This window comes from Enterobacter sp. EGD-HP1, assembly GCF_000733275.2.
Taxonomy (GTDB): Bacteria; Pseudomonadota; Gammaproteobacteria; order Enterobacterales; family Enterobacteriaceae; genus Enterobacter.
The window spans coordinates 74,647-99,186 of sequence record NZ_AVOP01000007.1; the positions used below are offsets into that span (position 1 = coordinate 74,647).

Below are 24,540 nucleotides of genomic sequence, written 5' to 3' on the forward strand. Positions count from 1 at the left end.
ATGAGTGTGATAGCGCAGGCAGGGGCGAAGGGTCGTCAACTGCACAAGTTTGGTGGTAGTAGTCTTGCTGATGTGAAGTGTTACCTGCGCGTTGCAGGGATCATGACGGAATATTCACAGCCGGGTGACATGATGGTTGTCTCGGCGGCGGGCAGCACCACCAACCAGTTGATTAGCTGGCTGAAACTGAGCCAGACCGATCGCCTTTCTGCGCATCAGGTGCAACAGTCCTTACGCCGTTATCAGAGCGAGCTGATTGCCGGCCTGCTGCCTGCGGACGTGGCGGACGGGCTGATCAGCGCCTTCACGCATGACCTTGAACGTCTGGCTGCCCTGCTGGACAGCGGGATCACCGACGCGGTGTACGCCGAAGTGGTGGGCCACGGTGAAGTGTGGTCCGCGCGCCTGATGGCCGCCGTGCTGCAGCACCTGGGCGTAGAGGCGGCCTGGCTCGACGCGCGTGATTTCCTGCGCGCCGAACGCGCCGCGCAGCCGCAGGTAGATGAAGGGTTGTCCTACCCGCTGCTGCAACAGCTGCTGGTGCAGCATCCGGGCAAACGTATTGTCGTCACCGGCTTTATCAGCCGCAGCAACGCGGGCGAAACCGTGCTGCTGGGCCGTAACGGCTCGGACTACTCGGCAACGCAAATTGGCGCGCTGGCGGGCGTGTCCCGCGTCACCATCTGGAGCGACGTGGCCGGTGTGTACAGCGCGGACCCGCGTAAAGTAAAAGATGCCTGTCTGCTGCCGCTGCTGCGTCTCGACGAAGCCAGCGAGCTGGCGCGCCTGGCCGCGCCGGTACTGCACGCGCGCACCCTGCAGCCGGTTTCCGGCAGCGATATCGACCTCCAGCTGCGCTGCAGCTATACCCCGGATCAAGGCTCTACCCGTATTGAACGCGTACTGGCCTCCGGTACGGGCGCGCGTATTGTCACCAGCCACGACGACATCTGTCTGATTGAGTTCCAGGTGCCTGCGGGCCAGGACTTCAAGCTGGCACATAAAGATATCGACCTGGTATTAAAGCGCGCTCAGGTGCGCCCGCTGGCCGTTGGCGTTCACAATGACCGCCAGTTGCTGCAGTTCTGCTATACCGCTGAAGTGGCTGACAGCGCGCTGAAAATTCTGGATGAAGCGGGCCTGCCGGGCGAGCTTCGCCTGCGTCAGGGGCTGGCGCTGGTGGCGATGGTGGGTGCGGGTGTCACCCGTAACCCGCTGCACTGCCACCGCTTCTGGCAGCAGCTGAAAGGCCAGCCGGTGGAATTTACCTGGCAGTCGGAAGAGGGTATCAGCCTGGTCGCCGTCCTGCGTAAAGGGCCAACCGAGAGCCTGATTCAGGGCCTGCACACCTCCCTGTTCCGCGCGGAAAAGCGCATCGGTCTGGTGCTGTTTGGTAAAGGCAACATCGGTTCCCGCTGGCTGGAGCTGTTCGCCCGCGAGCAGGTCACGCTCTCGGCGCGTACCGGATTCGAATTCATTCTCGCGGGCGTCGTGGACAGCCGCCGCAGCCTGCTGAACTACGAAGGGCTGGACGCCAGCCGCGCGCTTGCCTTCTTTAATGATGAAGCCGTAGAGCAGGATGAAGAGTCGCTGTTCCTGTGGATGCGCGCGCACCCGTATGACGATCTGGTGGTGCTGGACGTGACCGCCAGCGAACAGCTTGCCGATCAGTACCTTGATTTCGCCAGCCACGGCTTCCACGTCATCAGCGCCAACAAGCTGGCGGGGGCGAGCAGCACCGACAAATACCGCCAGATCCACGACGCGTTTGAAAAAACAGGGCGCCACTGGCTTTATAACGCCACGGTAGGGGCTGGCCTGCCGGTTAACCACACCGTGCGCGACCTCATTGAAAGTGGCGACAGCATTCTGGCGCTGAGCGGCATCTTCTCCGGCACGCTCTCCTGGCTGTTTCTGCAGTTTGACGGCACCGTACCCTTCACCGACCTGGTGGATCAGGCCTGGCAGCAGGGTTTAACGGAACCCGACCCGCGCGTTGACCTCTCCGGTAAAGACGTGATGCGTAAGCTGGTGATCCTGGCGCGTGAAGCCGGTTACGACATCGAACCGGATGCCGTCCGCGTCGAATCGCTGGTGCCTGCCGGCTGTGAAGAAGGCTCTGTGGACCATTTCTTTGAAAATGGTGAAGAGCTTAACGAGCAGATGGTGCAGCGTCTGGAAGCCGCGAACGAGATGGGGCTGGTGCTGCGCTACGTGGCGCGTTTCGAGGCCAACGGAAAAGCGCGAGTCGGCGTCGAGGCGGTGCGTCCTGAACATCCGCTGGCGGCGCTGCTGCCGTGTGATAACGTCTTCGCCATCGAAAGCCGCTGGTACCGCGATAACCCGCTGGTGATCCGCGGTCCGGGCGCGGGGCGCGATGTCACCGCCGGGGCGATCCAGTCCGACATTAACCGTCTGGCTAAGCTGCTGTAACCCCTCACCCTAACCCTCTCCCCAAAGGGGAGAGGGGACTGCTCGGTGCGGTCTTTTCCCCCTCGCCCCTTTGGGGAGAGGGCCGGGGTGAGGGGCCTTCCCACCCTCATCCTGAATTTCTCTCATCTTCCCTGAGCAAACCTCACCGTTATTGTTGATTATTTATGTTGACGTCCCTCCGCTTTTCCGTCATTTTTACATCTGGACGTCTAAACGTATAGAAGTTCACAACACAACAGACAACGACATGCGATTGATAGAGGTAAGGTATGAGCTTTTTTCACGCCAACCAGCGGGAAGCACTGAATCAGAGCCTGGCCGAAGTAAACGGCCAGATTAACGTCTCTTTTGAATTTTTCCCGCCGCGCACCAGTGAAATGGAGCAAACCCTGTGGAGCTCTATCGATCGTCTCAGCAGCCTGAAACCGAAGTTTGTCTCCGTGACTTACGGTGCGAACTCCGGCGAGCGTGACCGCACGCACAGCATCATTAAAGGCATTAAAGATCGTACCGGTCTGGAAGCGGCGCCGCACCTTACCTGTATCGACGCCACCCGCGACGAGCTGCAGGCCATCGCCCAGGATTACTGGAATAACGGCATTCGTCATATTGTCGCGCTGCGCGGCGATCTGCCGCCGGGTAGCGGTAAGCCGGACATGTATGCCGCCGATCTGGTCGCGCTGCTGAAAGATGTGGCTGACTTTGATATCTCCGTTGCCGCTTATCCTGAAGTGCATCCGGAAGCGAAAAGTGCCCAGGCCGATCTGCTTAACCTGAAGCGTAAAGTGGACGCTGGCGCGAACCGCGCCATTACCCAGTTCTTCTTTGATGTGGAAAGCTACCTGCGCTTTCGCGACCGCTGCGTCTCCGCAGGCATCGACGTTGAGATTATCCCGGGTATTCTGCCGGTGTCTAACTTCAAACAGGCGAAGAAATTTGCTGATATGACCAATGTGCGCATTCCGCTGTGGATGTCTAAAATGTACGAGGGGCTGGACGATGACCCGGAAACACGCAAGCTGGTGGGCGCAAATATCGCGATGGACATGGTGAAGATCTTAAGTCGTGAAGGGGTGAAGGATTTCCACTTCTACACGCTGAACCGTGCAGAGATGAGTTACGCCATATGCCATACGCTCGGCGTTAGACCCGGCGTGTAACAAAAAAGGGCCCTCTTCGGAGGGTTTTTTGATTTATAAGGGTTTTATTTTCCTGCCATATCAGCAATGCTGCCTTTGACGTACATAACTCATGTATTTTCCATGGGAAATTAAACGGATTTAACTATCGAATCTGTGGGTTATCTCAACTATACCTTATCAACAAGGGCGTATATCGTAACGGTAACACTGTAAAAGGGAGCATAGCGATGAGCACGTCAGACGAGACCAATAAAGCGGCATCAGTCGGCAAATGCCCGTTCCATCAGGGCGGCGTCGATCACAGCGCGGGCGCAGGTACAAGCAGCCGCGACTGGTGGCCAAAACAACTCCGCATCGATCTTCTTAACCAACATTCCAACCGTTCGAACCCGCTGGGTGAAGACTTCGACTACCGCAAAGAATTCAGCAAGCTTGATTACTCCGCTCTTAAAGGCGATCTCAAAGCACTTTTAACTGACTCCCAACCGTGGTGGCCTGCCGACTGGGGCAGCTATGCGGGCCTGTTTATCCGTATGGCCTGGCACGGCGCGGGTACCTATCGCTCCGTTGACGGGCGCGGTGGGGCTGGACGCGGTCAACAGCGCTTTGCGCCGCTGAACTCCTGGCCGGATAACGTGAGCCTGGATAAAGCGCGTCGTCTGCTGTGGCCAATCAAGCAAAAATACGGACAAAAAATTTCCTGGGCTGACCTCTTTATCCTCGCGGGTAACGTCGCACTGGAGAACTCCGGCTTCCGCACCTTTGGTTTTGGTGCCGGGCGTGAAGACGTCTGGGAACCGGATCTCGACGTGAACTGGGGTGATGAAAAAGCCTGGCTGACCCACCGCGACCCGGAAGCGCTGGCGAAGCGCCCTCTGGCCGCCACCGAAATGGGCCTGATCTACGTTAACCCTGAAGGACCGAACGCCAGCGGTGAACCCCTGTCTGCAGCGGCAGCCATTCGCGCGACCTTCGGCAACATGGGGATGAACGACGAGGAGACCGTTGCGCTGATCGCAGGCGGCCACACCCTCGGCAAAACCCACGGCGCGGGTGAAGCCACCCACGTGGGCACCGATCCGGAAGCCTCGCCGATTGAAGCGCAGGGTCTGGGCTGGGCCAGCACGCACGGTACGGGCGTTGGTGCAGATGCCATTACCTCCGGTCTGGAAGTTATCTGGTCGCAAACCCCGACCCAGTGGAGCAACTACTTCTTCGAGAACCTGTTCAAATATGAATGGGTACAGACCCGCAGCCCGGCGGGTGCGATTCAGTTTGAAGCCGTGGATGCGCCGGAAATCATGCCCGATCCGTTCGACCCGTCGAAAAAACGCAAACCTACTATGCTGGTCACCGACCTGACGCTGCGTTTTGACCCGGAATTCGAGAAAATTTCCCGCCGCTTCCTGAACGATCCGCAGGCTTTCAACGAAGCCTTCGCGCGTGCCTGGTTCAAGCTGACCCACCGTGATATGGGGCCAAAAGCGCGCTACATCGGCCCTGAAGTGCCGAAAGAAGATTTGATTTGGCAGGATCCGCTGCCGCAGGCGGTGTTCAATCCGTCGAAAGAAGACATTGAAAGCCTGAAGGCTGAAATCGTGGCATCCGGTCTGTCCGTGAGCGAACTGGTTTCGGTTGCCTGGGCGTCAGCTTCAACCTTCCGCGGTGGCGATAAGCGCGGCGGTGCCAACGGCGCGCGTCTGGCGCTGGCTCCTCAGCGCGACTGGGACGTTAACGCCGCGGCTGTTCGCGCGTTGCCGGCTCTGGAGGCTATCCAGCGCACCACCAACAAAGCTTCTCTGGCCGATATCATCGTACTGGCAGGCGTGGTAGGTGTTGAGCAGGCGGCAAAAGCCGCAGGCGTTTATGTCAACGTGCCGTTCACCCCGGGCCGCGTGGATGCGCGTCAGGATCAGACGGATATCGAGATGTTTAACCTGCTCGAACCGATTGCCGACGGCTTCCGCAACTACCGTGCGCAGGTGGATGTGTCCACCACTGAGTCACTGCTGATCGACAAAGCCCAGCAGCTGACGCTGACCGCGCCTGAGCTGACGGTGCTGATCGGTGGCCTGCGCGTGCTGGGTGCCAACTTTGATGGCGGTAAGAATGGCGTGTTCACCGACCGCGAGGGCGTGCTGAGCAACGATTTCTTCGTGAACCTGCTGGACATGAACACTCAGTGGAAGGCGACCGACGAATCAAACGAACTGTTTGCCGGAAGCGATCGCGCCAGCGGTGAAGTGAAATACACCGCCACCCGCGCCGATCTGGTCTTCGGTTCTAACGCCGTCCTGCGCGCGCTGGCAGAGGTTTATGCCAGTGATGATGCGCATGAGAAGTTTGTCCGCGACTTCGTTGCCGCCTGGGCGAAGGTCATGGATCTGGACCGGTTTGACCTGCAGTAACCCTTGTGCCGGGTGGCGCTAACGCTTACCCGGCATACAGGCAAAAAAAATCCCCGCTGATGCGGGGATTTTTATTCACGCTATTTACTCCCACTCCTGCAGGAACCGCTGGCCATACTGGTCGGCCACCAGCAGCGCTGCATACACCTGATCCGGCGTGACGCCGCCGGGCATGTTGTGGATCGTTTCTCCTTCGGCACAGGAGGCTTCCGCGATCAGACGCATTTTGGCCGGAATATCCTCTTTGATGTTCAGCTGTGCCAGCGTGATCGGCAGCCCAACGCTGTGGCAAAGCGCGGCGACGGTCTCTATTTCTTCTACCGGCGCGTTTTCCAGTACCAGCTGCGTCAGCGTACCAAACGCCACTTTTTCGCCGTGATAGAAGTGGTGCGCGTCCGGTACCGCCGTCATACCGTTATGAATAGCGTGTGCCGCCGCCAGCCCGCCGCTTTCAAAGCCTACGCCGCTGAGATAGGTGTTGGCTTCGATAATGCGTTCCAGGGCCGGTGTAACCACATGCTGTTCCGCGGCCAGCATGGCTTTTTCACCCTCTTCAACCAGCGTGTTGTAGCACAGCTCGGCCAGCGCGAGTGCTGCCTGCGTACATTTGCCGCCCGCCATGGTGGTCGCGCCGCTGCGCGAGCAGGCGCGCGCTTCAAACCACGTCGCCAGCGCATCGCCAATCCCGGCAGCAAGCAGACGTGCCGGCGCACCCGCTACCACTTTGGTATCGACGATAACCATGTTCGGGTTGTGCGGCAGCATGAGGTAGCGATCGAACTCACCGCTGTCGGTGTAAATGACGGAAAGGGCGCTGCACGGCGCATCGGTGGAGGCAATTGTTGGCGCAATGGCGACGGGTACGTCCATAAAATGGGCCAGCGCTTTGGCGGTATCCAGCGTTTTACCGCCGCCAATGCCCAGCACCGCCATGCAGTCGGCACTATCGGCCAGCTTTTTCAGGCGATCGATTTCATTTTGTGAACATTCGCCACCAAACGGCGCGATTTCGGCATGCAGTTCGGCTTTTTTAAAACTCTGACGCAGGGCCTCTTCGGCAAAACCCAGCACAAATTTATCGCCGACAACCAGCCAGCGATTGGCCAGAGGTTTCAGGTAGTCGCCGAGACGGGTAAGCACATCAGCGCCCTGAATATATTTCCCCGGCGATTGAATGATACGGTCCATAACAGTTCTCCCTTAGAGGTTGAGGTTACCAAACGCGTTTTTCCAGTCCTGCTCGAACTTCTCTATGGCTGACTCTACCGCTGGCGTGCCGAGCATTTGTTGCGCTACGTCTAAGGGAAGCGTGATTGCCTCACATCCGGCGAGCAGGCAGTCCAGCGCCTGACGCGGGGTTTTAAAGCTGGCGGCCAGCACTTTGCTTTCTGGCGCGTGCAGTTCCAGCAGGGATTGCAGCTCCTGGACCATGCGAATGCCATCACCGCCCTGAGCGTCAACGCGGTTGACGTACGGCGCGACATATTTCGCGCCTGCCAGCGCGGCAAGCAAACCTTGTGCCGCGCTGTAAACGGCGGTCCCCAGCGTGGTAATGCCCTCTTTTTTCAGCACCTTGATTGCGGTAAGGCCCTCAGCCGTGACCGGGATTTTTACCACGATGTCCGGGATGGCGTTACTCAGACGTTTTGCCTCCGCCACCATGCCTTCGGCATCGCGGCTCATGGTTTGAGCAAACAGCGTGCCTTCCGGTCCAATGGCTTTTTGCAGACGCGGCAGCACGTCCCAGATGGATTCACGGCTGGCGGCAATGATGCTCGGGTTGGTGGTGACGCCCACAATAGGGAAGATGCGGGCCAGGCGTTCAACTTCCGCCACGTTGGCGGTATCCAGGTACAGTTCCATTATTTTTCCTTAAGTCAGAAAGGTTAAATAAAGGATAAGGCCCTGCCAGGCGCGGCCGATACAGGTCAATTTTGCTAAATACTGGACAAATGTAATGTCCTTAGCGAAGTGAGAGAGCGATCACAATGCTACTTTTTTTGCGATGAGCTGGCTGTGATACTGGCGTCGATATTCGGAAGGGGAACGTTCGGTGTGTTTGCGAAAGAGACGGCAAAAGTAGTTGCTGTCCGTAAATCCGCAGCGAGTGGCGATATCTTTAATTTTGAGATCGTAGCCTTTCAGTAGCTGACGCGCATGTTCCAGGCGCGTTTTTGTTAAATATTCATTGAATCCGACGCTGCCGACTTTCTGGAATAGATGGGAAAGGTAGTTTGGTGAGATGTAGAACGCCTGTGCTACGGATTCGCGAGTTAACAAAGAGGCATAATTTTCTTCGATATAGCTCCGAACGGCTTCGAACAGTGCCCGGCTGCGGCTGTCGGTGTGAATTTCGCTGCCAAGCAGATCCCGGCAGTGGCTGAGCAGACTTAAAATCACCAACCTTGCTGTGTCTTGCTCCTCAGGCTGCATCTGTAATTCGGTGAGCGTTTGCAGAAGAAAAGCCCCGGTTCGCGGGCCGCGTCGGGCAATCTGTAATTGTTGTAAGAGTACATTGTCACGCTGTAACTCGATTGTAAGCTGCTGCTTACCGAAATGTATGCTCAGGACGTGAGGCGCGGGAGGTGTGATTTGTCCAAAAAAAGAAAAAAAGGCCTCGCAGGGGGTATCAAGCGTAATGCCGAGGCAGGGAGAGGTTCGGGGATGCTGTTCAGTCAGCGCTGAGAAATGAATCTGACCCAGCGGTAACGTGCGGTTCACTAGGTCAGTCAAAATCAGGGTGATATCGAAATGCATAAGGGGACTACCGAAATTTGCCGGGTGGCGCTAACGCTTACCCGGCCTACTTGACGTAGGCCCGTGCAAGCGCAGCGCCGCCGGGCATAAAGCATTAGCCAGTGTTACGCATACCCGCCGCAACGCCTGCAATCGTCACCATCAACGCCTGTTCAACGCGCGGATCCGGCTCTTTACCTTCTTCTTCCGCCAGACGCGAACGGTGCAGCAGCTCTGCCTGCAGGACGTTCAGCGGGTCGGTGTAGATGTTACGCAGCTGAATAGACTCGGCAATCCACGGCAGGTCCGCCATCAGATGTGAGTCGTTGGCGATATCCAGCACCACTTTGATGTCGCCTTCCAGCAGTTCGCGCAGCTCTTTACCCAGCGCCCACAGCTCAGGTTTCACCAGACGCTGGTCGTAGTATTCCGCCAGCCACAGGTCCGCTTTCGAGAAGACCATCTCCAGCATGCCCAGACGGGTAGAGAAGAACGGCCAGTCGCGGCACATGGTTTCCAGTTCGTTCTGTTTGCCGTCTTCCACCACTTTTTGCAGCGCGGCACCGGCACCCAGCCAGGCGGGCAGCATCAGGCGGTTCTGCGTCCAGGCGAAGATCCACGGGATCGCGCGCAGAGACTCTACGCCACCGGTTGGGCGGCGCTTCGCAGGACGTGAGCCCAGCGGCAGTTTACCCAGCTCCTGCTCAGGCGTAGCCGAGCGGAAGTAAGGGACGAAATCTTTGTTTTCACGCACGTAGCCGCGGTACAGATCGCAGGAGATATCAGACAGTTCGTCCATGATATGGCACCAGGATGCTTTCGGCTCCGGTGGTGGCAGCAGGTTTGCTTCCAGAATAGCGCTGGTATAGAGCGACAGGCTGCTGATGGTCACTTCCGGCAGGCCGTACTTGAAGCGGATCATCTCGCCCTGCTCGGTGACGCGCAGGCCGCCTTTCAGGCTTCCCGGCGGCTGTGACAGCAGCGCCGCGTGTGCTGGCGCGCCGCCACGGCCAATTGAACCACCGCGTCCGTGGAACAGGGTCAGTTCAATACCGGCTTTCTCGCAGGTTTTGATCAGCGCGTCCTGCGCCTGATACTGCGCCCAGGATGCAGCCATCACGCCCGCGTCTTTCGCGGAGTCGGAATAGCCAATCATCACCATCTGTTTACCCTGAATAAAGCCGCGGTACCAGTCGATATTCAGCAGCTGGCTCATGACGTCGTTGGCATTGTTCAGGTCGTCGAGGGTCTCAAACAGCGGGGCGACCGGCAGAGCGTAGTCGATTCCCGCTTCCTTCAGCAGCAGGTGAACGCCCAGCACGTCGGACGGGGTCTTCGCCATGGAGATCACATAGGCGGCCACCGATCCTTTCGGCGCATCCACGATCGCTTTACAGGTGTTGAGCACTTCGCGGGTTTCGTTGCTTGGCTCCCAGTTGCGCGGCAGCAGAGGGCGCTTCGAGTTCAGCTCGCGGATCAGGAAGGCCTGTTTGTCGGCTTCGGACCAGCTTTCATAATCGCCGATGCCGAGATAGCGGGTCAGCTCGCCCAGCGCTTCGGTATGACGGGTACTTTCCTGACGTACGTCGATACGCACCAGCGGCACGCCGAAACACTTCACGCGGCGCAGGGTGTCGAGCAGTTCGCCGTTAGCGATAATCCCCATCCCGCAGGCCTGCAGTGATTTATAGCAGGCGTAGAGCGGCTCCCAGAGCTGTTCGTTCTGGCTGAGCAGCCCTTCCGGCTTCGGCAGGCGCTGACCTTTCAGACGCGCTTCCAGCCAGGCCTGAGTGGCCATCAGCTGACCACGCAGTTTTTTCATCAGGAAACGGTACGGCTCGCTGGCACCTTCTTCCCCGGCCAGCGCGCGCAGTTCAGGCGTCGCTTCAACCATCGACAGCTCGGAGATCAGCACCTGAATGTCTTTCAGGAACAGGTCGGTCGCTTTCCAGCGGCTCAGCAGCAGGACGTGACGGGTGATTTCCGCGGTCACGTTCGGGTTACCGTCGCGGTCGCCGCCCATCCAGGAGGTGAAGCGCACCGGAACAAAGTCGACCGGCAGGCGGTAGCCCAGGTTCTCTTCCAGCTGTTCGTTCAGCTCGCGCAGGTAGTTAGGCACCCCTTCCCACAGGCTGTTTTCCACCACCGCAAAGCCCCATTTGGCTTCGTCTACCGGGCTTGGGCGATGCTTACGAATTTCATCGGTGTGCCAGGACTGGGCAATCAGCTGGCGCAGACGGCGCATCAGCTGGTTGCGTTCGTAGTCGGCAATGTCTTTATTATCCAACTGCTTCAGACAGTTGTTCACTTCCACCATTTTGTGGATCAGGGTGCGACGGGTAATTTCGGTTGGGTGAGCTGTCAGCACCAGCTCCAGCGAAAGCGACTCCACCGCTTTTTTGATGGTGGCTTCGTTGAGGTCTGGCTGGTCTTTCAGTTTACGAAGGGTGCGGGCAATGACTTCCGGGTTGCTGGCCGCTTCGCCGTTAGGCGAAATGCTGTGGTATTGCTCAGCGGTGTTGGCCAGGTTCAGGAACTGGCTGAATGCGCGTGCAACGGGCAGCAGCTCGTCGTTAGAGAGGTTCTGCAAGGTGGTGAGCAGCTCCTGACGACTGGCCTCGTTACCGGCACGGGAAGATTTAGACAGCTTGCGGATGGTTTCAACGCGGTCGAGGATGTTCTCCCCCAACGCATCTTTGATGGTATCTCCAAGCACTTTGCCGAGCATACTGACATTACTACGCAACGCGGAATATTGTTCGTTCATAAAAACCCAGTCACCCCATCATTTTTGTTTATGCCCAGGCGAGAATCTTCTGGACATTATTTTGTCATCTCCCTTTATAAAGCCACGTAAAACCCCCGTCGTCAATTGCTGCGAAAACGGTTCAGCAAACGAATAAATGTGGGTAATTTACGAAATTTAATTCGTATTGCGTCAGATAAGAGATGCTTATGGGAATGTGACGGAGATCGCGGGATTTTCCCCTCTCTTCCGAGAGGGGAAAGGTCATTAATGCCAGCAGAAGTGATGCACAACCTGGGCGATCAGCTCGCGGGTGGGCTTGATGAAGCGGGTTTCCAGATATTCATCCGGCTGATGGGCCTGGTTGATGGAGCCCGGGCCGAGCACCAGCGTCGGGCATAGCGTCTGAATAAACGGCGCTTCGGTGCAGTAGTTCACCACGTCGGTTTTTTCGCCGAGCAGCTTTTCCACCACTTCGACCAACTGATGATCCGGCGGGCATTCATAACCCGGGATCGGCGGATGCAGCTCGGAGACCGTCAGGCGGCCCGGCCAGCGCTCGCTTACCGGAGCCAGCGCTTCGTTCAGTAAACCATCCAGATCGCTCAGCGTCATGCCCGGCAGCGGGCGGATGTCCATATGCAGTTCGCAGCAGGCGCAGATACGGTTAGAGGCATCGCCGCCGTGCAGGCTGCCGAGGTTCAGCGTCGGATACGGTACGGTGAACGCCTCGTAGTGGTAACGCTCTTTCAGGTCGTCGCGCAGGGTCATGATGCGGCCGATGGCATCATGCATCAGCTCGATGGCGTTGACGCCGCGCGCCGGGTCGCTGGAGTGGCCGGACTGGCCCAGCACGCGCACGGCGGTAGAAATATGGCCTTTATGCGCGCGGATCGGCTGCAGAGAAGTCGGTTCGCCGATGATCGCGCAATCCGGGCGAATCGAGGTGTTTTCAGAGAAGTAGCGCGCGCCCGCCATGCTGGTCTCTTCATCGGCGGTCGCCAGAATATAGAGCGGTTTTTTCAGCTTCGTCACGTCCACGTCACGCAGGGCGTCGAGGATAAAGGCGAAGAAGCCTTTCATGTCAGCGGTGCCCAGACCGTAGAGCTTGTTGTCGTGCTCGGTCAGGGTGAACGGGTCGCGCGTCCAGCGGCCATCGTCAAACGGTACGGTGTCGGTATGACCGGCCAGCAGCAGGCCACCCGCACCGGTTCCGGTGCTGGCGAGCAGGTTAAATTTGTGGCGTGTTCCGGGTACGGGCTGAACCTCAACGTTGAACCCAAGATCGCTAAACCAACCCGCCAGCAGATTGATTAAAGACTCATTGCTCTGATCCAGCGCTTCTTCCGTTGCGCTGATGGACGGTGTGGCAATCAGGGCGCGGTAGATCTCGATAAATGGCGGTAAGTTCATTTTCATTGTTGACACACCTTAGGTCGTGATAGTATCAATATTCATGCAATAAATGTGAATAAAAATACACTAACGTTGAGCATAAAGGAACCCGATGTTGAATACGCTGATTGTAGGCGCTAGCGGTTATGCGGGCGCAGAGCTTGTAAGCTACGTGAATCGCCATCCACATATGACCATAACCGCTTTGACCGTGTCAGCGCAAAGCAATGATGCAGGAAAGTTAATTTCCGATTTGCATCCGCAGCTTAAGGGCATTGTCGATCTGCCGCTGCAGCCAATGTCTGACATCAGCGAGTTTACCGACGGCGTCGACGTGGTGTTTTTAGCCACTGCGCACGAGGTCAGCCACGACCTGGCGCCGCAGTTCCTGGCGGCCGGCTGCGTGGTCTTCGACCTCTCCGGCGCGTTCCGCGTTAACGACGGCGCGTTTTACGAAAAATATTACGGCTTCACTCATCAGCACCCGGATCTGCTTGAAAAAGCGGTGTACGGCCTGGCGGAGTGGAGCGCAGACAAGCTGAAAGAAGCGGACCTGATTGCCGTGCCGGGCTGCTACCCGACGGCGGCGCAGCTTTCCCTGAAGCCGCTGATCGATGCAGGCCTGCTGGATCTCAACCAGTGGCCGGTGATCAACGCCACCAGCGGCGTGAGCGGAGCAGGGCGCAAAGCGGCTATCTCCAACAGCTTCTGCGAAGTGAGCCTTCAGCCGTATGGTGTGTTTAATCACCGTCATCACCCTGAAATCACCACTCATCTGGGCGCGGAGGTGATTTTCACGCCGCACCTGGGCAGCTTCCCGCGTGGGATCCTCGAAACCATTACCTGCCGCCTGAAGCCCGGCGTGACCAAAGAGCAGGTGAACGAGGCCTTCACGCAGGCCTATGCGGATAAACCGCTGGTGCGCCTGTACGATAAAGGCGTGCCGGCGCTGAAAAACGTGGTCGGCCTGCCGTTCTGCGACATCGGCTTTGCCGTGCAGGGCGAGCATCTCATCGTTGTCGCCGCAGAAGATAACTTACTCAAAGGCGCTGCCGCACAGGCTGTGCAGTGTGCAAATATTCGTTTCGGTTTCCCGGAAACGCAGGCTCTTATTTAAGGTGTGATGATGAACCCATTAATTATCAAACTCGGTGGTGTACTACTGGACAGCGAAGAAGCGCTGGAGCGTCTGTTTACCGCGCTGGTGAACTATCGCGAATCACACCAGCGTCCGCTGGTGATCGTGCACGGCGGCGGCTGCGTGGTGGACGAGCTGATGAAAGGGCTCAACCTGCCGGTGAAAAAGAAGAACGGCCTGCGCGTCACGCCTGCTGACCAGATTGACATCATTACCGGTGCGCTGGCGGGTACGGCGAACAAAACGCTGCTGGCGTGGGCGAAGAAACACAACATCGCGTCCGTGGGCCTCTATCTGGGCGATGGCGACAGCGTAAAAGTGACCCAGCTCGACGAAGCGCTCGGCCACGTTGGACTGGCGCAGCCAGGTTCGCCTAAGCTGATTAACACCCTACTGGAAGGCGGATTCCTGCCGGTAGTAAGCTCTATCGGTGTGACCGAAGAGGGTGAGCTGATGAACGTCAACGCGGATCAGGCGGCGACTGCCCTGGCGGCAACGCTGGGTGCGGATCTGATCCTGCTCTCCGACGTGAGCGGCATTCTGGACGGTAAAGGCCAGCGCATTGCGGAAATGACGGCTGAGAAAGCCGAGCAGCTGATTGCTCAGGGCATTATTACCGACGGCATGATCGTCAAAGTGAACGCCGCGCTGGATGCCGCACGCACGCTGGGCCGCCCGGTGGATATCGCCTCCTGGCGTCACGCGGAGCAGCTCCCGGCGCTGTTTAACGGCACGCCGATTGGCACGCGTATTTTAGCGTAAGTTTTTATTGAATGACCGTAGGCCGGGTAAGCGAAGCGCCACCCGGCAGAACTAACGAATAAAGGAATCATGTTATGGCACTTTGGGGTGGGCGTTTTACACAGGCAGCGGATCAGCGGTTCAAACAGTTCAACGACTCTTTGCGCTTCGACTACCGCCTGGCCGAACAGGATATTGTCGGCTCTGTGGCCTGGTCCAAAGCGCTGGTGACGGTGGGCGTACTGACCGCAGACGAACAATTACGGCTGGAAGAAGCGCTGAATAATCTGCTGGAAGAGGTGCGTCTTAACCCGCAGCAGATCCTCGAAAGCGATGCTGAAGATATTCACAGCTGGGTGGAAGGCAAGCTTATCGACAAGGTCGGTCAACTGGGTAAAAAGCTGCACACCGGCCGTAGCCGTAACGACCAGGTCGCAACCGATCTTAAGCTGTGGTGTAAAGATACCGTCGGCGAACTGCTGGCGGCTAATCGTCAGCTGCAGACCGCGCTGGTGGAGACCGCACAGAATAATCAGGACGCGGTGATGCCGGGTTATACCCACCTGCAGCGCGCGCAGCCGGTGACCTTTGCGCACTGGTGTTTGGCCTACGTTGAGATGCTTGCGCGTGACGAAAGCCGCCTGCAGGATACGCTCAAGCGTCTGGACGTCAGCCCGCTGGGCAGCGGCGCGCTGGCCGGTACGGCGTATGAAATCGACCGTGAGCAGCTGGCAGGCTGGCTGGGCTTTGCCTCCGCCACCCGCAACAGCCTGGACAGCGTCTCTGACCGTGACCACGTGCTGGAGCTGCTCTCGAATGCCTCTATCGGGATGGTGCACCTGTCGCGCTTTGCCGAAGACCTGATCTTCTTTAACTCTGGCGAAGCGGGCTTCGTCGAGCTGTCCGATCGCGTGACGTCCGGCTCTTCACTGATGCCGCAGAAGAAAAACCCGGACGCGCTGGAGCTGATCCGCGGCAAGTGTGGCCGCGTGCAGGGCGCGTTGACCGGCATGATGATGACCCTGAAAGGGCTGCCGCTGGCGTACAACAAAGATATGCAGGAAGACAAAGAAGGGCTGTTCGACGCCCTCGACACCTGGCTGGACTGCCTGCATATGGGCGCGCTGGTGCTGGACGGCATTCAGGTGAAACGTCCGCGCTGCCAGGAAGCGGCCCAGCAGGGCTATGCGAACTCTACCGAACTGGCGGATTATCTGGTGGCGAAAGGCGTACCGTTCCGTGAAGCGCACCATATTGTGGGTGAAGCGGTAGTGGAAGCCATTCGTCAGGGTAAACCGCTGGAAGATCTGGCGCTGGCCGACCTGCAGAAGTTCAGCGCGGTGATTGGAGACGATGTGTATCCGATTCTGGCCCTGCAGTCTTGTCTGGACAAGCGTGCGGCGAAAGGCGGCGTGTCGCCGAAGCAGGTGGCGCAGGCGATTTCGGATGCGAAAAACCGGCTGGTTTGATTTGTGCGGGCGGGTGCCCTCACCCCGGCCCTCTCCCACGGGGAGAGGGAGAAAAACAGAGCCTGGCTTAGTGCCAGGCTTTTTTTTACGCAAAAAAAAAGCGGACCACGGGGTCCGCAAAAGTTCACGTTGGCTTTAGTTGTTCGAGTTTTGAGAGAAACTCGCTGACGGTGCGGGGACGTCAAGGGTCAAACACGTGCCGCCTCGTCTATGTGGTGTATTATTCAACAGAATGCTTGATAGGGATAATCGTTCGTTGCTATGCTATCTATCGCCATGAACTATCGTGGCGACGGAGGATGAATAATGAATATTCGTGATCTTGAATACCTGGTAGCGTTAGCCGAGCATCGTCACTTTCGCCGCGCGGCAGATTCCTGCCACGTCAGCCAGCCCACGCTGAGCGGTCAGATCCGCAAGCTGGAAGACGAGCTGGGCGTGATGCTGCTGGAGCGCACCAGTCGTAAGGTTCTGTTCACACAGGCAGGTCTTCTGCTGGTGGATCAGGCGCGCACCGTGCTGCGCGAGGTCAAAGTGCTCAAGGAAATGGCAAGCCAGCAGGGGGAGGCGATGTCCGGCCCGCTGCATATTGGCCTGATCCCAACCGTTGGCCCGTACCTGTTGCCGCACATCATTCCGATGCTGCACCAGACGTTCCCGAAACTCGAAATGTACCTGCACGAAGCGCAAACCCATCAGCTGCTGGCGCAGTTAGATAGCGGCAAGCTCGACTGCGCCATTCTGGCGCTGGTGAAAGAGAGCGAAGCCTTTATTGAAGTGCCGCTGTTCGATGAGCCGATGATGCTGGCGATCTATGAAGATCACCCGTGGGCGAACCGCGATCGCGTGCCGATGGCCGATCTGGCCGGTGAAAAGCTGCTGATGCTGGAAGATGGCCACTGCCTGCGCGATCAGGCGATGGGTTTCTGCTTCGAAGCGGGTGCGGATGAGGATACCCATTTCCGCGCAACCAGCCTGGAGACGCTGCGTAATATGGTCGCGGCGGGAAGCGGTATTACGCTGCTGCCTGCGCTGGCCGTGCCGCGCGAGCGTAAACGTGATGGCGTGGTTTATCTGCCGTGCATTAAGCCGGAGCCGCGTCGCACGATCGGCCTGGTTTATCGTCCGGGTTCACCGCTGCGCAGCCGCTATGAGCAGCTGGCAGAGGCCATCCGCGGTTCGATGGATGGCCATTTCGACAGCGCGTTAAAACAGGCGGTTCAGGCCGTTTAGTGCCGCTACCCGGTAGGCTTCCGCCATAGTTGGGTAGTTAAAGGTGGTGTTAACGAAGTACTCAATGGTGTTACCACCACCTTTCTGCTCCATTATCGCCTGGCCGATATGAATGATTTCCGCCGCGCGTTCACCGAAGCAGTGAATGCCGAGGATCTCTTTCGTCTCGCGGTGGAACAGGATCTTCAGCGTCCCCACGCTCATACCCACGATTTGCGCCCGCGCCAGATGTTTAAACTGCGCACGACCCACCTCGTAAGGCACCTTCATTGACGTCAGCTGCTGCTCGGTTTTCCCGACTGAACTGATTTCCGGGATGGTATAGATGCCCGTCGGGATATCTTCAATCAGATGCGCCGTCGCTTCGCCTTTTACCAGCGCCTGTGCGGCAATGCGTCCTTGGTCGTAAGCGGCAGAGGCCAGGCTTGGGTAACCAATCACGTCGCCGACCGCGTAAACGTGCGGCAGGGCGGTCTGGTACATGCTGTTGACCTTCAGCTGACCGCGGCTATCGGTTTCAAGACCGATGTTCTGCAATTGCAGTGAATCGGTGTTGCCGGTACGGCCGTTGGCGTACAGCAGACAGTCTGCTTTCAGCTTTTTACCGGACTTCAGGTGCATGATCACCCCGTCGTCACAGCCTTCGATCTTCTCGTACTCTTCGTTGTGGCGAATCACCACGCCGCTGTTCCAGAAGTGGTAGGAGAGGGAGTCCGACATTTCCTGATCGAGGAACGCCAGCAGGCGGTCGCGGGTGTTGATCAGGTCAACTTTGACGTCCATTCCGCGGAAGATCGACGCATATTCGCAGCCAATGACCCCCGCGCCATAGATAATGACGTGGCGGGGTTCATGATGCAGGCTCAGAATCGAGTCGCTGTCGTAGACGCGCGGGTGCGAGAAGTCCACGTCTGCCGGATGGTACGGACGTGAACCGCAGGCAATCACAAATTTTTCAGCCGTGATGGTTTCAACCGAACCGTCGTGGCATTCGAGTGCCAGGGTGTGTTCATCCACAAAATGCGCGTTGCCCTGCAAAATCTCACAGTGGTTACGCTCATAAAACCCCTGACGCATGCGCGTCTGCTGGTTAATAACGGTATCCGCGTGATTCAGGATGTCAGCAAAAGATGAACGAAGAAGTCGGGAGTGGTCGCTGTAAAGAGGGTTCTGGTTAAATTCGATAATGCGGCTAACGGCGTGGCGGAGGGCTTTCGAAGGGATGGTGCCCCAGTGGGTGCAACCGCCGCCGACATTATGGTAGCGCTCAATGACCGCTACTCTGGCTCCCTGTTTCACCAGACCCATAGCAGCGCCTTCGCCGCCGGGGCCGGAACCAATAACTATTGCGTCGTAATCGTAGGAATGTGGCATGGCAAGGCTTACCTGTTCTTATACATAAAAGCAACAGAATCATAACATCATTGCCAGAGTAACCCAATTATCGTTGTGCTTTTTTCCGGCAGTGGAGCACAAACCGCACGTAAACAATCATTCACAAAGCCAGGCAAACAGATTAATTTTATTCTCTGGTATAGTGCCATCAGGCCTTTGGAAGGATTCAACTATCGTGATGGGCGTAAGAGCACAACAAAAAGAGAAAACCCGGCGTTCGCTGGTGGAAGCCGCATTCAGTCAACTGAGTGCTGAGCGGAGTTTTGCCAGTTTGAGCCTGCGCGAAGTCGCACGCGAGGCCGGGATTGCGCCAACGTCCTTCTATCGTCATTTCCGTGACGTGGATGAACTGGGCCTGACCATGGTCGACGAGAGCGGTTTAATGCTGCGCCAGCTGATGCGCCAGGCGCGTCAGCGTATCGCCAAAGGGGGCAGCGTGATCCGCACCTCCGTATCGACCTTTATGGAATTTATCGGCAATAACCCCAACGCGTTTCGTCTGTTACTGCGCGAGCGTTCGGGCACGTCGGCGGCGTTTCGTGCCGCCGTCGCGCGTGAAATTCAGCACTTCATCGCGGAACTTGCCGACTATCTTGAACTCGAAAACCATATGCCGCGTGCGTTTACTGAAGCACAGGCCGAGGCGATGGTGACGATTGTTTTCAGCGCGGGTGCCGAAGCGCTGGATGTCAGCATTGAACAACGCAAACAGCTCGAAGAGCGACTGGTATTGCAGCTCAGGATGATCTCCAAAGGCGCGTACTACTGGTATCGCCGTGAACAAGAGAAACTGGCACATCAAACCGAAGAGTGAAGGTGAGTAATGAAACAGTCAGGTCAGGATAAAGGGACGCTGTTGCTGGCATTGATCGCTGGCTTATCCATTAATGGTACGTTTGCGGCTATTTTTAGCTCAATCGTGCCGTTTTCGATTTTCCCGCTTATTGCGCTGGTGCTGACGGTTTACTGCCTGCATCAACGTTACCTGAACCGCACCATGCCGGTGGGGTTACCGGGGCTGGCCGCTGCCTGCTTTATTCTGGGCGTATTGCTGTATAGCACCGTGGTGCGCGCGGAGTATCCGGATATCGGCTCTAACTTCTTCCCTGCGGTACTGTCTGTGGCGCTAGTGTTCTGGATTGGCTCGCGCATGCGTAGCCGTAAGAGCCAGTTACCAGAGTAAAGGGTTTTGTCATTGTAGGCCGGATAAGCGAAGCGCCATCCGGCTTTTTTGGCAGGTGGCGCTTCGCTTACCTGCCCTACAAGGCCCACATTACTTCGCCGTGAGCAGTACGCCACACTCCATATGGTGCGTATATGGGAACTGATCGAACAGTGCCAGACGTTCAACCTTGTGCGTCTGGCCTAATGTTTCGAGGTTCTTGCACAGCGTCTCCGGGTTACAGGAGATGTATAAAATACGCGGGTACGCCTGCACCATCTTTTCGGTTTCGCTGTCCAGGCCGCTGCGCGGCGGGTCGACAAAAATTGTCTCACACTGGTAGCTCTTCAGATCGATCCCTTCCAGGCGGTTAAACTGGCGCACGCCGTTCATGGCCTGCGTGAACTCTTCTGCGGCCATACGAATGATCTGCACGTTGTCGATATGGTTAGCGGCAATGTTGTACTGCGCTGCGGCCACCGACGGCTTGGCGATTTCCGTTGCCAGGACGCGATCGAAGTTACGCGCCAGCGCCAGCGAGAAGTTGCCGTTACCGCAGTAGAGCTCAAGCAGATCGCCCGTTGACCCTTCCGTCGCCTTCAGCGCCCACTCCAGCATCTGCACGTTCATCGCGGCGTTCGGCTGGGTGAAGCTGTTCTCAACCTGGCGATACACCATCTCTTTACCCGCCACCGGCAGACGCTCGTCGATGTAGTCCTGATCCAACATGATTTTGGTTTTTGTCGCGCGGCCAATCAGGTGAACGTTGATGTTCTGCGCACGCAGCGCATCGCGCAGGGCTTCTGCCTGCTCGCGCCACTCGTCGTTAAGCGCTTTGTGATACAGCAGAGAGACAATCGCCTGATTGCTTTGCGTGGTCAGGTAGTCAATCTGGAACAGCTTGTTACGCAGTACCGGATTGTTACGCACGCCGTCCATTATGAGCGTCATTAATTGGTTAATGAGCTCGCTTGCCGCCGGAAAGCTGTCCACGCGGATACGGGACTTCGTCTGCTGATCGAAAATGATGTGGTACAGGTCGTCGCCGTCGTGCCAGATGCGGAACTCGGCGCGCATGCGGTAGTGGCTGACAGGAGAGCGGAACACCTCGGGAACGGGCGCGTTGAAAGGCGTCATCATACTCTGCAGGCGGACAACTTTCTCTGCCAGCTGCGCGTCGTACTGTTCTGTCGGGAGGTGTTCTGGGGTCATGATGCGTCCTGAGTGATAATGAATTACGCGGGGATTGTAGGCATTGTTCAGGGGATGTCCAGATTTAATGGCCAATAGCTGTCTGGACATCTATACGTGTCTAATTGTAGCATTCTGTTTCCGGTCTCCTGAGAGTGAAAAGGGAATCCAGTGTAAATCTGGAGCTGACGCGCAGCGGTAAAGTCTGGCGGGATGAGCGTTGTAGACACTGTGAAAATGGGAAGTCTTCATCCTTATATGCCACCTAGCCCGAAGACCTGCCGGGATCACGTCGCATTTGGTTTCATCATCGCGTGCTATCGATGAGGCCTGCGGCATCCTTCTTATATTGTGGATGCTTTAACAATGATTAAAAAAGTATCGCTGTTGACGGCGCTGTCCGTCACGGCATTTTCGGGCTGGGCGCAGGATAGCGCCGACTCGTTGGTGGTGACGGCAAATCGTTTTGAACAACCTGAAAAAACTATTCTGGCTGCAAACACGGTTGTTACGCGTGCCGATATTGACCGTTGGCAGTCAACCTCGGTCCTGGATGTTATGCGTCGCCTGCCCGGCGTGGATACGGCGCAAAGTGGTGGGATGGGGCAACTCTCTTCTCTCTTTATACGTGGCACCAACTCCAGCCACGTCCTGATTCTTGTTGATGGGATCCGCCTTAACCAGGCTGGCGTTACGGGGTCATCCGATCTCAGCCAGTTCCCGATCTCTCTGGTGCAGCGTATCGAATATGTGCGTGGTCCGCGTTCGGCTGTATACGGCTCGGACGCGATCGGCGGAGTTGTAAACATTATTACCACTCGCGCGAAGGACGGTACCACGCTGAATGCAGGTGTAGGGTCGCATGGTTACCAGAATTATGGCGGCAGTACTCAGCAAACATTGGGCGACAGCACGCGCGTCACGCTTGCGGGTGATTACACCTATACCAAAGGGTTTGATGTGGTTGCAGACGGCAACAATGGTGGTCTTGCCCAGACCGATCGCGACGGCTTTATGAATAAAACGCTCTATGGTGCACTGGATCACGCATTCTCGGAGCAGTGGAGCGGATTTGTTCGCGGCTTTGGCTACAGCAACCGTACCGCCTACGACGCTTACTACAGTTCATTTACCCCTAACGTACTGGTCGATACCCGCCAGCTCTATAGTCAGACCTGGGATGCGGGATTGCGCTTCAACGATGACATCTTCCATTCACAGTTGCTCACCAGCTATAGCCACAGCAAGGACTATAACTACGACCCAAATTTGGGCCGCTACGATTCGACAGCCACGCTGGATGAAATCAAACAGTACAACGTCCAGTGGATCAACTCCGTTGATGTTGGCCATGGAAACATTGGCGCGGGCGTTGACTGGCAGAAGCAGAGCACTGAACCGGGTACAAACTACGTGACCAACGGCTACGACCTGCGTAACACCGGCGTTTACCTGACCGGGTTGCAGCAGTTTGGTGACTTCACTCTGGAAGGCGCGGTTCGCAGCGATGACAACTCTCAGTTCGGTCGCCATGGTACCTGGCAAAGTAGTGCGGCCTGGGAGTTCGTGGAGGGTTACCGCTTTGTTGCTTCTTATGGTACGGCCTATAAAGCACCGAATCTGGGTCAGCTTTATGGTTTATATGGCAATGACCATCTTGATCCAGAAGAGAGCAAGCAGTGGGAAGGTGCGTTTGAAGGGCTGACGGCGGGCGTGAGCTGGCGCGTCTCCGGCTACCGTAATGACGTTGATAATCTCATCGACTTCAATAATAACCTCCAGCAATATTACAACGTCGGTAAAGCACGCATCAAAGGTGTGGAAGCGACAGCATCATTTGATACGGGCCCGTTGACGCATACTGTAGGCTACGACTATGTGGATGCCCGCAATGCCGCAACCAACGAACTTCTGGACCGTCGTGCTAAACAGCAGGTGAAATATCAGCTCGATACGCAGATCTATGATTTCGACTGGAGCCTGACTTATCACTACCTCGGTACGCGTTACGACACTGACTTTGGTACTTATCCGTCTGAGAAAGTAAAAATGGGCGGTGTAAGCCTGTGGGATGTCGCAGTTTCGTATCCTGTCACCTCACATCTCACAGTTCGTGGTAAAATAGCCAACCTGTTCGATAAAGATTACGAGACAGTTTATGGCTACCAAACTGCAGGACGGGAATACACCTTGTCTGGCAGCTACACCTTCTAATCCGCGTCCCACCGTGCTGGTGTTTGATTCCGGCGTCGGTGGGCTTTCGGTCTATGATGAGATTCGGCATCTACTGCCGGATCTCCATTACATCTACGCCTTCGATAACGTCGCTTTCCCGTATGGGGAAAAAAGCGAAGATTTTATTGTTGAGCGTGTGGTTGAAATCGTCACCGCCGTACAAAAGCGCTATCCCCTTGCGCTGGCCGTTATCGCCTGTAATACGGCGAGCACCGTTTCTCTTCCCGCCCTGCGTGAAAAATTCCCGTTCCCGGTTGTGGGTGTCGTTCCTGCAATAAAGCCTGCTGCACGTCTGACGGCGAACGGCATTGTGGGTTTGCTGGCAACGCGAGGCACGGTGAAGCGTCCTTATACCCGCGAGCTGATCGACCGTTTTGCCAACGAATGCCAGATTGCGATGCTGGGTTCGGCTGAGCTGGTGGAGATGGCGGAAGCGAAGCTGCATGGAAAGGCGGTATCACTCGACGAGCTGCGTCGTATTCTTCGTCCGTGGCTGCGGATGCCCGAACCCCCGGATACCGTTGTGCTGGGCTGCACCCACTTCCCGCTATTACAGGAAGAGCTATTAGAGGTGCTGCCGGAAGGGACGCGCCTGGTGGATTCCGGTGCCGCTATCGCCCGTCGCACCGCATGGCTGCTGGAGCATGAAGCGCCAGATGCGAAATCTACCGATGCGAATATCGCGTTTTGTATGGCCCTCACGAAAGAGACTGAGCAACTTTTACCCGTTTTACGCCGTTATGGCTTTGAAACGCTCGAAAAACTGGCGCTGTAGCACGGTTTTGAGCAAAAAAGAGACGGTTGAAAGTTTTTTTTAAAAGAGGGGTTGTCAACGTCTGAGAACTCCCTATAATGCGCCTCCACTGACACGGAACAACGGCTTACAGGCCGCCGGGTTAGCGGGGTTCAGAGATGAACGCCAGCAGAGAAAAGCGAAAATAATTGCTTGACTCTGAATGAGGAAAACGTAATATACGGGACCTCGCAACGGTGAGCGAAAGCCGCGTTGCACTGCTCTTTAACAATTTATCAGACAATCTGTGTGGGCACTCAAAGTGACATGGATTCTTAATGTCTTCGGACAATAAATGAATACCAAGTCTCTGAGTGAACATG

18 protein-coding genes and 1 riboswitch are annotated in these 24,540 nt (G+C 56.9%); of the genes, 11 read left to right on the forward strand and 7 right to left on the reverse strand.

The genetic code is table 11. The annotated features are described in order from the left end of the window. The 3 genes from N037_RS07335 (at position 1) to katG (ending at position 5,983) form a co-directional block, all read left to right on the forward strand. Entirely contained in the window at positions 1-2,433 is a 2,433-nt protein-coding gene (locus N037_RS07335) for a bifunctional aspartate kinase/homoserine dehydrogenase II (RefSeq protein ID WP_023333850.1), read from the forward strand. Positions 2,434-2,702: 269 nt separating this feature from the next. After that, positions 2,703-3,593: a methylenetetrahydrofolate reductase gene (gene metF, locus N037_RS07340; RefSeq protein ID WP_023333849.1), complete on the forward strand. Its 891-nt coding sequence runs from the start codon at positions 2,703-2,705 to the stop codon at positions 3,591-3,593. A 209-nt stretch (positions 3,594-3,802) separates the two neighbouring features. After that, the gene (katG, locus tag N037_RS07345; RefSeq protein ID WP_032639971.1) at positions 3,803-5,983 is read left to right on the forward strand and encodes a catalase/peroxidase HPI; all 2,181 of its coding nucleotides are present in this window, start codon (positions 3,803-3,805) and stop codon (positions 5,981-5,983) included. A gap of 84 nt (positions 5,984-6,067) precedes the next feature. On the opposite strand, the gene gldA is transcribed toward katG, so the two are convergent. From gldA to argE, 5 genes are all read right to left on the reverse strand, one after another. Further along, positions 6,068-7,171 carry a bifunctional L-1,2-propanediol dehydrogenase/glycerol dehydrogenase gene (gene gldA, locus N037_RS07350; protein ID WP_032639972.1) on the reverse strand — a complete coding sequence of 368 codons (1,104 nt, stop codon included), beginning with the start codon at positions 7,169-7,171 and terminating at the stop codon, positions 6,068-6,070. A gap of 12 nt (positions 7,172-7,183) precedes the next feature. Further along, positions 7,184-7,846, reverse strand: a complete 663-nt coding sequence (gene fsa, locus N037_RS07355) for a fructose-6-phosphate aldolase (RefSeq protein ID WP_023333846.1) — start codon at positions 7,844-7,846, stop codon at positions 7,184-7,186. A 120-nt stretch (positions 7,847-7,966) separates the two neighbouring features. Beyond that, positions 7,967-8,740, reverse strand: coding sequence for a helix-turn-helix transcriptional regulator (locus tag N037_RS07360; protein WP_032639975.1), 774 nt, complete (start codon positions 8,738-8,740; stop codon positions 7,967-7,969). 94 nt (positions 8,741-8,834) lie between these two features. Continuing rightward, positions 8,835-11,486, reverse strand: coding sequence for a phosphoenolpyruvate carboxylase (gene ppc / locus N037_RS07365; RefSeq protein ID WP_032639978.1), 2,652 nt, complete (start codon positions 11,484-11,486; stop codon positions 8,835-8,837). A 246-nt stretch (positions 11,487-11,732) separates the two neighbouring features. Further along, positions 11,733-12,884 (reverse strand): acetylornithine deacetylase, encoded by a 1,152-nt coding sequence (gene argE, locus N037_RS07370; RefSeq protein ID WP_023333843.1) that lies wholly within the window; start codon positions 12,882-12,884, stop codon positions 11,733-11,735. Positions 12,885-12,972: 88 nt separating this feature from the next. On the opposite strand from argE, the gene argC reads away from it, so the two are divergent. The 4 genes from argC (at position 12,973) to oxyR (ending at position 17,441) form a co-directional block, all read left to right on the forward strand. Beyond that, a complete protein-coding gene (argC, locus tag N037_RS07375; RefSeq protein WP_032639981.1) occupies positions 12,973-13,977 on the forward strand; it encodes an N-acetyl-gamma-glutamyl-phosphate reductase in 1,005 nt (334 codons plus the stop codon). A 6-nt stretch (positions 13,978-13,983) separates the two neighbouring features. Continuing rightward, the gene (gene argB, locus N037_RS07380) at positions 13,984-14,760 is read left to right on the forward strand and encodes an acetylglutamate kinase (protein WP_156369714.1); all 777 of its coding nucleotides are present in this window, start codon (positions 13,984-13,986) and stop codon (positions 14,758-14,760) included. Between the two features lie 74 nt (positions 14,761-14,834). Next, positions 14,835-16,208, forward strand: a complete 1,374-nt coding sequence (gene argH, locus N037_RS07385) for an argininosuccinate lyase (RefSeq protein ID WP_023333840.1) — start codon at positions 14,835-14,837, stop codon at positions 16,206-16,208. A gap of 306 nt (positions 16,209-16,514) precedes the next feature. After that, positions 16,515-17,441, forward strand: a complete 927-nt coding sequence (oxyR, locus tag N037_RS07390) for a DNA-binding transcriptional regulator OxyR (protein WP_023333839.1) — start codon at positions 16,515-16,517, stop codon at positions 17,439-17,441. Here oxyR and sthA read toward each other — a convergent pair. After that, a complete protein-coding gene (gene sthA, locus N037_RS07395) occupies positions 17,415-18,815 on the reverse strand; it encodes a Si-specific NAD(P)(+) transhydrogenase (protein WP_023333838.1) in 1,401 nt (466 codons plus the stop codon). The genes oxyR and sthA overlap by 27 nt on opposite strands. 196 nt (positions 18,816-19,011) lie before the next feature. Here sthA and fabR point away from each other — a divergent pair, with 196 nt between their 5' ends. Continuing rightward, complete coding sequence (gene fabR, locus N037_RS07400; protein ID WP_008501784.1) at positions 19,012-19,650, forward strand: HTH-type transcriptional repressor FabR; 639 nt, start codon at positions 19,012-19,014, stop codon at positions 19,648-19,650. Positions 19,651-19,659: 9 nt separating this feature from the next. After that, positions 19,660-20,019 carry a YijD family membrane protein gene (locus N037_RS07405; RefSeq protein WP_008501783.1) on the forward strand — a complete coding sequence of 120 codons (360 nt, stop codon included), beginning with the start codon at positions 19,660-19,662 and terminating at the stop codon, positions 20,017-20,019. Positions 20,020-20,109: 90 nt separating this feature from the next. Here N037_RS07405 and trmA read toward each other — a convergent pair whose 3' ends face one another. Beyond that, positions 20,110-21,210 carry a tRNA (uridine(54)-C5)-methyltransferase TrmA gene (gene trmA, locus N037_RS07410; RefSeq protein WP_023333837.1) on the reverse strand — a complete coding sequence of 367 codons (1,101 nt, stop codon included), beginning with the start codon at positions 21,208-21,210 and terminating at the stop codon, positions 20,110-20,112. A gap of 104 nt (positions 21,211-21,314) precedes the next feature. Continuing rightward, positions 21,315-21,489, forward strand: a riboswitch (cobalamin riboswitch). Positions 21,490-21,555: 66 nt separating this feature from the next. Here trmA and btuB point away from each other — a divergent pair. After that, positions 21,556-23,403: a TonB-dependent vitamin B12 receptor BtuB gene (btuB, locus tag N037_RS07415; protein ID WP_023333836.1), complete on the forward strand. Its 1,848-nt coding sequence runs from the start codon at positions 21,556-21,558 to the stop codon at positions 23,401-23,403. Beyond that, complete coding sequence (gene murI, locus N037_RS07420) at positions 23,348-24,199, forward strand: glutamate racemase (protein WP_023333835.1); 852 nt, start codon at positions 23,348-23,350, stop codon at positions 24,197-24,199. The genes btuB and murI overlap by 56 nt, the downstream gene beginning before the upstream one ends. The last annotated feature ends 341 nt before the right edge of the window (positions 24,200-24,540 follow it).